Source organism: Pedobacter sp. UYP1, assembly GCF_040547305.1.
In the GTDB taxonomy this organism is placed as follows: domain Bacteria; phylum Bacteroidota; class Bacteroidia; order Sphingobacteriales; family Sphingobacteriaceae; genus Pedobacter.
Window position 1 is genome coordinate 564,084 of sequence record NZ_JBEPPL010000001.1, and the last position, 12,172, is coordinate 576,255.

General features: G+C 37.6%; 14 protein-coding genes. 4 read left to right on the forward strand and 10 right to left on the reverse strand.

What is annotated here, in order from left to right:
• Positions 1–97 precede the first annotated feature (97 nt).
• Complete coding sequence (locus ABIB30_RS02425) at positions 98–337, reverse strand: hypothetical protein (RefSeq protein ID WP_354299159.1); 240 nt, start codon at positions 335–337, stop codon at positions 98–100.
• A gap of 233 nt (positions 338–570) precedes the next feature.
• On the opposite strand from ABIB30_RS02425, the gene istA reads away from it, so the two are divergent.
• From istA to ABIB30_RS02440, 3 genes are all read left to right on the forward strand, one after another.
• Positions 571–2,100: an IS21 family transposase gene (gene istA / locus ABIB30_RS02430; RefSeq protein WP_354299160.1), complete on the forward strand. Its 1,530-nt coding sequence runs from the start codon at positions 571–573 to the stop codon at positions 2,098–2,100.
• Positions 2,101–2,123: 23 nt separating this feature from the next.
• Complete coding sequence (istB, locus tag ABIB30_RS02435) at positions 2,124–2,870, forward strand: IS21-like element helper ATPase IstB (protein WP_183870316.1); 747 nt, start codon at positions 2,124–2,126, stop codon at positions 2,868–2,870.
• Between the two features lie 392 nt (positions 2,871–3,262).
• Positions 3,263–3,787, forward strand: a complete 525-nt coding sequence (locus ABIB30_RS02440; protein ID WP_354299161.1) for a hypothetical protein — start codon at positions 3,263–3,265, stop codon at positions 3,785–3,787.
• A 760-nt stretch (positions 3,788–4,547) separates the two neighbouring features.
• Here the strand turns inward: ABIB30_RS02440 and ABIB30_RS02445 are convergent.
• Positions 4,548–4,862 (reverse strand): hypothetical protein, encoded by a 315-nt coding sequence (locus ABIB30_RS02445; protein ID WP_354299162.1) that lies wholly within the window; start codon positions 4,860–4,862, stop codon positions 4,548–4,550.
• Positions 4,863–5,283: 421 nt separating this feature from the next.
• Between ABIB30_RS02445 and ABIB30_RS02450 the strand changes: the two genes are divergently transcribed.
• Complete coding sequence (locus ABIB30_RS02450) at positions 5,284–6,462, forward strand: glycoside hydrolase family 76 protein (protein ID WP_354299163.1); 1,179 nt, start codon at positions 5,284–5,286, stop codon at positions 6,460–6,462.
• 549 nt (positions 6,463–7,011) lie between these two features.
• Here the strand turns inward: ABIB30_RS02450 and ABIB30_RS02455 are convergent.
• The 8 genes from ABIB30_RS02455 to ABIB30_RS02490 all read right to left on the reverse strand — a co-directional run bounded on the left by ABIB30_RS02455 (position 7,012) and on the right by ABIB30_RS02490 (position 12,169).
• A complete protein-coding gene (locus ABIB30_RS02455) occupies positions 7,012–7,197 on the reverse strand; it encodes a hypothetical protein (RefSeq protein WP_354299164.1) in 186 nt (61 codons plus the stop codon).
• A 119-nt stretch (positions 7,198–7,316) separates the two neighbouring features.
• Positions 7,317–7,724, reverse strand: a complete 408-nt coding sequence (locus ABIB30_RS02460) for a hypothetical protein (protein ID WP_354299165.1) — start codon at positions 7,722–7,724, stop codon at positions 7,317–7,319.
• Between the two features lie 144 nt (positions 7,725–7,868).
• On the reverse strand, positions 7,869–8,351 hold the full coding sequence (locus ABIB30_RS02465; protein WP_354299166.1) for a hypothetical protein: 483 nt from the start codon (positions 8,349–8,351) through the stop codon (positions 7,869–7,871).
• 292 nt (positions 8,352–8,643) lie between these two features.
• Positions 8,644–8,940 (reverse strand): ATP-binding protein, encoded by a 297-nt coding sequence (locus ABIB30_RS02470; protein WP_354299167.1) that lies wholly within the window; start codon positions 8,938–8,940, stop codon positions 8,644–8,646.
• A gap of 43 nt (positions 8,941–8,983) precedes the next feature.
• Complete coding sequence (locus tag ABIB30_RS02475; RefSeq protein ID WP_354299168.1) at positions 8,984–9,292, reverse strand: ATP-binding protein; 309 nt, start codon at positions 9,290–9,292, stop codon at positions 8,984–8,986.
• Positions 9,293–9,361: 69 nt separating this feature from the next.
• Positions 9,362–10,156 (reverse strand): Mu transposase domain-containing protein, encoded by a 795-nt coding sequence (locus ABIB30_RS02480; RefSeq protein WP_354299169.1) that lies wholly within the window; start codon positions 10,154–10,156, stop codon positions 9,362–9,364.
• 127 nt (positions 10,157–10,283) lie between these two features.
• A complete protein-coding gene (locus ABIB30_RS02485) occupies positions 10,284–11,063 on the reverse strand; it encodes a hypothetical protein (RefSeq protein ID WP_354299170.1) in 780 nt (259 codons plus the stop codon).
• A 641-nt stretch (positions 11,064–11,704) separates the two neighbouring features.
• On the reverse strand, positions 11,705–12,169 hold the full coding sequence (locus ABIB30_RS02490) for a hypothetical protein (protein ID WP_354299171.1): 465 nt from the start codon (positions 12,167–12,169) through the stop codon (positions 11,705–11,707).
• Positions 12,170–12,172 lie beyond the last annotated feature (3 nt).

Here is a 12,172-nt window from a genome sequence, read left to right on the forward strand (position 1 = left end):
TCGCTCATCTAATTCTGCTTGAAGGCGTTTAACACGTTTAGCCTGTGGTATGTATTTTTCTGAAAGTGGATATTTTAAGATCAACCAAAAAGATCAATTACAACACTAAGTCATAATTGACTGTAAACTTTCCGCTTACATTGTCAATATTATTTTGGTGGAAATAGTATTCAGTTCCATTTAGTATATATCTATAGTGATTAGAAATTAAATCCAATAATAATGTCTGGGGAGATGAACAATCAACAGTTGGGCTGAAAAACCCTCGCACTTCTTCAATTGTTGTAAGGGAAAGGATTTTTATCCCTTTAGCATCTAAAAAATTAATTTCAATCATAATGTGGATAAACCACACGAAACTGACCCCTGCTGACCAATTCAAAATGCCCCCCCTCGCCTGACCAAATTGACCCCAGTTCGCCAATGCAAACTGACCCCTTTGGCCAATTAAGTTGACCCCCTGAAAACTGTAAAAGTGTTTATCTGATCGGATTCTTTGAGACGCGGTTTTTGTTTAGCTTTTTAGTTCAACAAACACCCATAATTACGATGTCCAATACACCAATCAAAATGAATAAACTACGACAGATTATCCGTCTATACTGCCAGGGTGTAGGGATTAAGACGATTCACGGGATGATAGATACCTCCCGGAATACCATTAAGAAATACGTGCGGTTATGGCACAGTTTGGGGCTGAGTCAGGAAGAATTCAACGCCAAGAGTGACGGTGAGCTTTCCGTTTTATTTTGTACGCCAGTTGGTAAAAGTTCAGGCAGTCCGCGCATGAAGCAACTGGAATCACTGCTGCCTGAGATCTGCAAGAAGCTCAAAAAGAAGGGGGTAACACGTGATATGCTGTATAAAGAGTATTTAGCGCAACATCCCGCAGGGTATAGTCGTTCCCGGTTTAATAATACTATCCATATTTATTTACGGCTTTCCCGTCCGGTCATGCACATCGAGCATAAGGCCGGTGACAAAATTTATATTGACTTTGCCGGAAGCAAGCTTTCTATTGACCCCCAGGAAGGTATAGCAAGAGATGTGGAGGTTTTTGTTGCCATTCTAGGTTGTAGTCAATTGACTTATGTAGAAGCGGTAGAAAGCCAGCGCAAAGAAGACTTGATCAAGGCCTGTGAAAATGCCTTGCATTATTTCGGAGGTATCCCTCAGGCCATCGTACCGGACAACCTTCGTTCTGCGGTCACTAAAGGAAGCAAATACGAAGCGGTACTTAATGATGAATTTGCTTGTTTTGCGGAGCATTATGGGTTTACAGTTGTTCCTGCCCGGGTCTATAAACCCAGGGACAAGTCTTTGGTAGAAGGAGCCGTTAAGCTAATCTATCGTAGCATTTACAGCAGATTAGAAGGGCATAAATTCAATGATTTAAGTGCATTAAATACGGCCATACTTGTTGGCCTTGAAATCCATAACAATAAGCCATTTTCTGGACGGAGTTACTCCCGTCGCGAGCAGTTTGAAGAAATTGAACGGGAAATGCTTGGCGCACTTAATCCTTTGACTTACCAGGTACATAAGCAAACAATGGTCACAGTCAACAAAACTGGTTATGTGCGTTTGGGGGAAGATATTCATCACTACAGCGTACCATACACCTACATAGGAAAGAAAGTAAAGCTGTTGTACACCAGTACGTTGGTAAAGGTCTATTACCAGTACACCTTAATCGCTTGTCATGCACGTAACAGAACTAAATACCAGTACACTACTGATGAAAACCATCTGGCCTTACAGCATCGTTTTCTAGGGGAATGGACACCGGAAAAATTCATTGCTCAAGCAACAGATATTCATCAAGATGTTGCCCTTTATATTTCTAAAGTGCTGGAACACAAAGCTTATCCTGAACAGGCCTATAAATCTTGCTCGGGTATTTTGAGTTTCGCCAGGCGTGTTGGCCCCCAGCGGCTTACTGATGCCTGTCGTTGGGCGGACAAGTTGGGGCAGTACAATTACCCTGTGATCGAAGAAATCCTCCATAAGCGTCTGGATCAGCTCCCTATTGAACAGGAAGAACCGACACCCACAATCCCATCCCATGATAACATCAGAGGTAAAGACTATTATCAATAATCAACCATATAAAACAAAAGAAAATGAATAATGAAACCTTAGAGAAACTCCGACAGCTTCGCTTATTTGGCATGTATGATGCTTTTAAAACTAACCTGGAGACTTCAGTCAAAGAATCCCTTACTGCTGACCAGTTTATTGCGCTGCTGGTCGCCAGTGAGTGGGACGACAGACGTAACCGGGCAATAGAGCGGGCAATAAGAGTAGCGGGCTTTCGCTATAAAGCTGCCCTGGAACAGCTCGATTATTCCGTGGATCGCGGGCTGGATAAAAACCAGGTTCACAGACTGGCTGCACTTGACTTCATCAAAGAACGTAAAGACCTGTTTATTACAGGTTCTACAGGAACTGGTAAAAGCTATTTGGCAACAGCTCTTGGTTACCAAGCCTGTCAGATCGGCTATAGAGTGATGTATGTCAATACTGCTAAACTTATGGGGCAACTTAAACTGGCTAAGGCTAAGGGCAATATACTGGCAGAACTAAAAAGAATTGAGCGGGTAGACCTGCTCATTCTCGATGACTTTGGACTACAGCCTTTCGATCCACAGGCAAGACTTGCCTTACTTGATGTGATTGAAGACAGACATCAGAAGCGTTCTACGATAGTTACTTCACAAATCCCCGTCAAAGAATGGTATGATATCATCGGTGAAAAAACTATTGCCGACGCTGTACTCGATCGTATCGTACACCACTCCTTGAGGATTGAATTATATGGAGAATCACTCAGGAGAAGAAAGTCTAAAACTGAAAATGTATTTTTGTAAAAACAATAGTTGTTAATCAGGATAAAGTAGTCTATTCAAAGAGCCAATCCGTACAACAACTTTTACCTTTTTTTAAGGTTAACTCTGAGGGGGCAATTTGCACAGGTCTTCAGGGGTCATTTTAATTGGTATATCCAATAATGGTTTGTTTAAATTTATTTTGTTTTTAATTCTTGTTTATTGTCTGTTTGTTTTATATCCGACGTTTTAAATGCCGTCATAGCATTACTACTAAATTACTTTTTTTGAGATGGTTATTGTAAATAGCGTTTTAATTTCTTACCACATCTTATAATAGATTGCGTTTACAATTAAAATCTACAACTAAATTATAAAGAAATATGTGCATATAAAATCTTAAATTAGATTTTCAACTTATTAAATAATAAACAATGAAGAAATTTACCTTTAACAACCCTAAAGAACTTGCTTTAAGCTCGATTGAACAAAGATTGAAAATCGCATTTAGAGGCGTTCCCTTCCAATATTCTAATTCAGCAACCTCATTATTCGATAGTAAAGATGCGGTTATTGCCTCTGTTGGCTCGGAAATTATAGCCACTATAAATGAGAATCTGCCTGAAATAAATGAAATAAAGCAGTTTCTTACTGAATTGCTTGCACCTAACTATCATAGATTATTATTGGAATTTGCTGACAAATTTAGAGTTATAGATAATTCAACAGTTGTTGAAACACCGCCCTCAAGTGTTAGCATCCACATCAATGATAAACCTGCGGCCGCATTGAGACTTTGGTTAAACTCTGATAAACAACCGCATGAAATTGAAATCATTCCTTTTCCCAGTGAAGAAGGTAATTTATTAATTAAGTGGGTAAAAGATAATAAAAGAGATATTCTTAAAACAGAAATTTATGTTGCTGGAGAATTAGTAAGAATGGTCACTATTATATAGTTCGTTTTTTGACACATTTTAATTTCCTTCGGATTTTAAGTTTTCTCTCCGGATCTAGTCAGATCTGGGGGCTGTGATCAGTTACGCCAGATGATCATTATTACCTAGACAGCCCTTCATTTTTTGAGACAGTTTGCTCATTGGCACGTACAGGGAATAATTACTTCACCACACATTTACATTTATAGACTCACTTTATCATATTCACGCAGTCTTTCAGCTAAGAGGGTTTCAATGGAATTATCAATTTCAGCCAGCCTGTAATTCTTTGTTCAGTATTTGTTTACCTCTAAATCTACAGCAAATTTAATATTATCATCTTCATTGTAATCAGCCAGCGTTTTATGACGTTTGTTTAATACATGCCATCTTAGACCATAGATGGACAGATAGTGAATTTCTAATCGCAAATTTCTTTTTATTTGTTTTGTAATTATTGGTCTAATACTATCAAATACGGTCAGCCCCGTTAGATACTATTTCCTCAAAATCTGCCTCGAAACACTAAAAATCCCCTCTAGGTGTTCTATTAGAATCCCCTCTCCCCCGCTGAATGGGATTCCATTAAAACTAAATAAGGCTGTTCCTAAAAAGCAGCCTTATTTAGTTCAAAATCATTGGATAAAAATCAAATTCAATAACCCTTAAGTGTTCAAAGTATTTTTCGATTAGATGTGGGATTAGGTTAGAACACCCCATTTTAAGTTGAATATCTTTAGTTTAACCATAGTATCAGTGTGTGTATGTTATTTAAAACCACTTATCTAAAATTTGATAGCTGGTATTGATTGAGGCCAGCACCTTCAATATAAATTTCGTTAAAACCCTGAATATCAGTGACCCCTATACCACCTTCCATATTTAAATCTATATCACCATATAAGGTAATACGATAGTCGAAATCATGAATATTTGAAATCCCTTTGTTGTTGCAGTGGCTTTGAACTAGAGCCTGATATTTAGAATAATTCTCATCTGGAATAAATAGTCCTCCGATTGTTCCCATAGAAACATCGGTTACTTCAAAGTCAGCTTCACCGATTGTTTCTTCTGCTATATTGATGATGCACTTCATTATTATAAAATTTGATTTCTGTATTTACGTTCGTTTTTTGAGACAGGTGGCTGTCTGTTTGTAGTAATTAAGGCACTTCATTAGTTAAATAAAATGAAACAGGGTCGAAATACCATTAAGATCCCAAACTAGCAAAATATTCGTTTTCTGAGACACTAATTTTTTCTTTGTCGTATCAATGCGTTAAGAATCTTCAGAATTCAGACTTTCTACATCCTATAACAATTTTAAAGTCTAAATAATAACGCCTGAAACATAACATTGAAGCTTGATAATAAATCTTCCTTAATTAAAATATTAGTTATCTTCACTTATAAAGTTTAAGAACGACAAAAAAATCTTGCTAGTACACATTAGAGACGCAGACTGGTACATCTGAACAAATAAAATAACCATCTATAAACCTTTTAAAAACTAAACAATGAACAGGAACATTAAACTTATGGCTATGTTCGCCATAGGAGCAGGCGCCGTATTTACAAGCTGTAAAAAAAATAATGTCGTCATGGAGCCGGCTGCACTCAACGCGCTTAATAACAAATCTAATTTATCCAGCCAAGCTGCTGCCACGCTCCCTACAAAAGCCGAAGCTTTGCTGGCCATGCAGGTATATAACAATCATTTTTACAATCAGTACGGTACCTATGGTCCCTCGTTTAAGGCGTATTATTGGAAAGACGATAACCATACAGGCAGAATGGATTTCTGGACGCAGCAGGAAGCTATAGAAACCTTAATTGACGCTTACAACATCAATCCAAGTGTAGATCTCAAAAATAAAATTTCTTATTTATATAATGGGGTAAGAGACGGGTACGGATTGCTTTGGACTAACAATATTTATAATGATGATATTGTTTGGGGAGCATTAATGTGCGTGAGGGCATTCAAGATTACCAACGATGGCGGAATGCTAGACATGGCAAAAAACAACTTTAACATGATGTGGAACCGTGCCTGGGATACCCAGACTTTGGGTGGCGGACTCTGGTGGACAACTAACAATCAGACTAAAAACACCTGCGTTAATGCTCCAGCCGTAATTTGCGCGATGCTTTTATATCAGGCAACCGGTGATGTTACGTATATGACTAAAGCAAAGCAAATTATGGATTGGATGGTCATCAAGCTTTACGATTCATCTACTGGCGAGGTCAAAGGAGCCATCAACACGTCAGGAACTATTACAGAAGGAGCACTTTCTTACACTCAGGGTACTTTTATAGGTGCATGTGATCTTTTACGTTTCTATTATCCGGCAAGTAACTACCTGGCGATGGGTTTAAAGGCAATGGATTATGCCCGTAGCAGCATGTGCAACGAATCCGGAGGAATTTTGAAAGATGAAAATGGTATTGCCGACACGCAGGGAATGAAAAGTATTTTCGCACGCTGGGCCACAATCTTTGTAAAAAACACCGGTACGGCAAGTAACTATGGGCCCTGGCTTGACGCTAATGCAGCTCAAGCGTGGTCTATTCGAAATTCCCAGGGTTTGATGTGGAACATATGGGGAACCCGAACGCCGGAGAGCGTACGCAATGCTTTTGAAACCACTTGCGGCGTGGCAATGATGAACGGTATTTACAACTATCACTAATAAAAATCAGCCTTTAAAATTTACTTCTGGTCTTAAATTGGAGCTTCCGGATGTTTTCCAAGATTTTCTTTCGACAGAAAATGATTGTTAGGAAAATAGGCGTTTCTTCATTTTCTCAGAGCGAAGAGTAATATATCTACAGGGTACACCTGAAAAAATAATAAGGGACAACATAATAATTAAGCTTTCAAACGCTTTGATACATGAAAGCGTTAACTTAGATAAAGTTCCAGGATCGGAGGTCCTGGGGCTTTGTTTCGAATCTATCTTTCGTAGTAATCACGGCTAGTTTATTTCAACCCTTCGTTTTATAAGATTTTTCTTCACCTTCCTTTCTCACCAAGTGTCCCGGATCTGACCAGGTTATGAGCAAGTGATCAGCTGGAACAACTTATCACCTATACCAGCGCAATCCTTCGTTTACTGATAATCTGAGTCTATAAAGGATATTTTCAGACAATTCATTTTTAAATGGCATCCACATCTTTTCTATTTCTTGTTGATACATCATTATTTCTGGAGAAGATGACATTTTAAAATGTGTATAAGTTACGTCAGTTTGTATTTTGAGAATGTGTCTTCTTGACGCTTTATCGATTCGAACATAAATTGTGTTATATTATCTTTTTTATTATGATCCTTGAAAACTACACAAACTGCCTCAGTTATCATTAATTTATATCTTAAAGCAAATGGTGGTGTAACGGCTTTATCAATATCTTCTGAACTTTCCATTCTTGGTACCAAATTTAACATCGTTGCTAATATCACTAGTCATTGTTGATGAAATTGGTGCCCCTATAAACTGCGAGACCAGTAACTCTATGTAAACTTATCCAATATAACCTATACCTTTACTCCCGTAAAAACATGAAAGCAGATTCATTATCAATCGGTTTCCAATTAATAAGTTTAATATGTTTATTCTCTCCTACTTCGTTATCATTTATTATTTCAATATTAATGCCTTTTAGCTGGTTTGCTTGTTTATCATCAAACATTTCAGAAAAGGGTTTAACATCCCCATTATTTGAAATATAAGTAGGATTGCTAATTATTGCATAATCCTTCATTTTAAGGAACTCCATAAATTTATAAACCAGCTCTTTCTCTTCTTCTTTACTCTTGGCCTTTTTGATCTGATTCCATTGATCATTAAAAATTATATTCATATCTTTTTTATTTGAAATAGATTTCTCCGCTTTCTGAATACAAGAAGCTGTGAAAAACAAAACAATGATATAAGTGATTACTGTCTTCATCTTAATTGATATTTTTTTCTCTTAATACTTTTTGCATCCATTGTACAAACACAGAACGATGTCTTGACCTAATGACCTCTCCTACATTCATTATAGAATCAAAGTCATTAACAAATGCTCCTGGTTTATATTCATCATCTAATCCTAGCATATGTCCAAATTCGTGAACAGCCCCCGCTGTTGTTTATTATGCTGTTTTCTAACAAAATCAAAATCATTAGAATCAAGGTTACCAGTTCTTAAACTAGGAGTTATAGAACTTTGATTCCATATCCCTTTATTAAATTTTTTAACAGTTAAAGTCCAATGATTGTATTGAAAATATATCTCCTGCCTACTGAACGTGAATCTGAAGTCTAAGGAAATTATCTTTTTACTATTTAATCTGTAAAGGGTCTCATTTCCATATAAATCCCATTTTCTATTTATTTTCTCTTTAAAATCTTTCTCGAACAAATCTTTATCAATAAACTTCCAAGGTTCAGCATTGTCGCTAAATATTATTCTAATTCTCATATAAATAATTAGAACATAATTGCCGCTTGAATTTTGAACAAAAAGCATGTCAAATGCAGGTGTGGCTCTGCTATTGTATGCTAAATCATTTGCAGATGGCGGATTTTCCATGGAAGAAATTAACCCTCTCTCCGTATTTTAATATTTCCCATGTATTAATCATATAGTAAATATAATTATATCTGAGCTAAGGTTAGTATTTAGTTTTTAAAGTATAAGGCGATTCTAACTAAGTAATCTGGATGTTTAAATAGTTTTATACTCTAAAGTCAAAAAAGAAGAGATAGGCATGGAACTGCTACATTTTAGTAGACAGTATGGATATGCTGGCGATACTGACCCCCATTCTGGATACTGCCCCCCAGTGGGATTTTAGTTCATCGAGTTTGATGACCTGACAATTTTACTTCTTTTTTCTTAGACTTTCACCTTTTAGTTCAATTCTGTAGGATGTATGTACCATCCGGTCGAGCAGCGCATCTGCAATTGTATTCTCACCAATCACATCATACCAACTAGCCAATGGCAGTTGACTGGCAATAATAGTTGCTTTGCAAGCATGCCGGTCTTCAATGATCTCCATAAAGTCCATTAGTTGTTGTTGTTCCAAATGCGTTAACCCAAAGTCATCGAGTATCAGCAGATCCGTTCTGGAAAGCTTCTCAAAAAACTTGTAGATCGTACCATCAATCCTGCTCATTTTAGTTTTTAACAGCAATTTTTGCAGGTTGTAATAAACAACATTATCTCTGGGAACAAGCATGGTGACCTAAAGCAGAAGCGAAAAAAGATTTTCCAGTACCGGTAGATCCCGAAACAAGTACCGCTTCCCCTTTAGCAATATAATCTCCTGTAGCTAGATTTGCCACCAGGGATTTATCCAGTCCCCGGGAAGTTTCCATGTGCAGTTCCTGAATGGACGCCTGATAACGGAAGTGGGCGCTTTTCTGGAGTCGCTCAAAGCGCTTGTCGCTCCGGTCATCTTTTTCGGCCTGCAGGAGCATTTCCATGCCTTCAGTGAAGGAAAGTTCATGGTGCGTTCTGGTTTCCATTAATGCCTGCCAGCTACGGCCCATGCCATGCAGACGCAATTGTCTAAGTTGTGTTTCTATGTTCATTTTTTAGAATTTGATAGTGGTCTGTGTATAATATTCTTTACCCCGGATGTTTCCATGTATGGGTAGGGATTGTTCTTTTGCGGGATGATCCTGATGATCTTCCATGTTATTTTGCAGGATTCGCCCTACAAAACGATAAGAGAAGTTGCGGTATTCAATAGCCAGTTCACATGCTTTGGCAAAGGCCGCGGCAGGTGCCTTTTTCTGTAGACGCAGCAAGCCATCACATGTTCGGTATAATTGTTCAGGGTGCCTTGGCTGCTCGAAAAGAAGCTGTACAAGCAGGTGTAATTCAGCGAATTTCTCCTTTGCTTTTTCTAAATAATAAGAAGGACTTCTATCCATGTAATGCCGGTGATGGAAGTTCAGGTGTTCTTTAATAGTCGTATATCCGGCGGGCTGGTAGCTCCTGATATGAACTGCAACCTGTTTGCCAGAAGCATAGATATAGACCATAGAACGCGTGTAAACCACTTTTACACGCCCACCAACGCAGGTAAAAGGTACACTGTAATAATGCTTATCCCTGCCAATATAAATATGGTTATTGTTAGCTACTTTTGGTTCACAATAATACTTCAATTCAAAAGTGGTGTCGGGCAACGGACAAAGCAAATGCTTTTCAGCAGCCAGGAACCGTTCTTCTCTACACCATGGCTTTTGCTGCATTCGGGTCTGGTTATGTGTTTTTATTTTCCCCTTAATAGCCTCGTTCAGTGCACCCAGAGAAAAGAATTGCCGGTTGCGTAATCGTGCATAGACCCGGTTGTAGATCAGTTTGACCTGGTTCTCAACCAAAGCCTTATCCCGAGGTTTTCGCGGTCTTGTGGGAAAACTGTAATATTATAATGATTGGCAAAGTATTCTAGTGAAAACAAGAAAGGCCCCCGGTTAAGGAGAGCCTTTGATCATAGCTGCTGCAAAATTAATCGAAGTTTAAACCTGGCATTTCTATCCATGAACGATTATCCTGATTGGTAAAAGTGCCGGGACTTAAGATTGCATCACAAATGACTGCGGGATTAAATGATTTACTATTTAACAAGGTAACACCATTATAGAAACTCAAAAAAAGTACAGCGATACTTAGACAACCGTCTGGAATTTTAAAAGAAAAATCAATCCGGTTTATTAATTCTTCGTTCTTTTTAAGGGTAATGCTATGTTTTTCCGGATTAAGAATTCTTTTACCGTCTTTCAGCCGGATTAATCCGACTACGAATGTTAGTTTGCATTGAGTTGCATACTTTGGAAAACGCAATTTTGGCGCGTTATCTGACTCATAATAAACGATCTTCATAATTCCCTGATTGAGTTCGATTTTCGGTTTTAAATTCAAAATCTTTTTTACAGGAGATTTAATATTAAATTCAAAACCGGCTAAATTACCAAAACTATTTCGCTTAAAAAGGTATCCCGTTTTTGTGGGGTTCTCACATGCTGTAAGGGCTGTAGTCAGCGCACTGGTGAATCGAAAAACATAACTTGTTTCATTCATTCCACCGAGCGTATGATGAAATATGCCTCTAATATGTTTTCCAAGCATGCTACTTTTACAAAAATTCTCTGATGCCTTTTTGGTTTCCACTGTTTGTTTCATTGTGCCTGGTACAGGTCTTTTTGAAACAACCTGTCTCCCATCTACCACTCTAAAAATGAAATCACCCAGGATTCCCTTTAAAAATTTACCGTCGAAAATTGCCATATATATTTGCTTTTTTATCAATGTAAAGCATTTATGCTAAAGAGTATCATCCTGAGCAGGCAATGTCCATAATTGTCCGCGGCTGTCTGCAATTGTCCATAATTGTCCATGTTCTGGTCAAAGGAAAAATTAAAAAGTTCATCAGTCTTCAACTAGTCATGCTTTGTTTGTGCCTGAGTGGTGGTCGGTGTAAGACCAAGCTATAAACAGCCTTTAAGAATGGATACTCTAAGTCATTTCAACTAGTTGTTTTGACTTAGACTTGCCATGCTCTCGCGTTACTTCAGCACTGCTCTTACCCTAACGAGTACTCAGGCAGTACTCAGGCAGTACCCGGATGTTGCAGGTCAAAACCATTAGTTTGATCAGGATGGCTTATATCAAGTGAGAGGGTTTGAAAACTGGTTTTCCTGAAGTTGTCGAGTTCAATAATTTTAAAATTAATGTTCTTCGATTGCTCGCGTTTTTCGCCTTTTAAATTTTAAGGTTTTTTTAGGAGCAGGCCGGCATTTGAATTCTCATCTCCTAAATCAGTTCGAAAAAAAGGGAGGGTTAAATTGTATAAAAATATGCAAGTTGATGTTTGTATATGCAATATCGACTTACTTATTACTTCCTTAAAAAAGAAGTTGAACAGAAAATCATTCATCTAATTTTATATCACTTAAATCTATTGATTCGTCATCAAGGTCATTGTCAATGGTAATCAAGAAATGGTCTTTTCTTGGGTTAATAATGTAAAGTAAAACAGTATCGAATGGTGATAATTGCAAATCATCTGGAGTAGTATGTCCAGATATTACTGGTTTCCCGTAATAAAGAGAATTGTTTTTCATATCTAAGCTGCATATCCACTTACCCCCATACTTTTTTCTCACTATTTCTCCGAAATAAGCAGCTGCATTGTTAACATCATCAGTGTCCTGGTCAACTTTATTTTTTGTTAAATAACGCTCTAAATCAGTTAAACTCTTGAGGGAATAATCCAAGTTATAACCCTGCGATTCTGCATCATCTATAAACGCTTCTAAATTATCATCCATGTCAAAAAGAAACATTTCAAATTTCTCATTCAGTTCTTTTTCTGTTAAATCTTTTAAACTCATAAT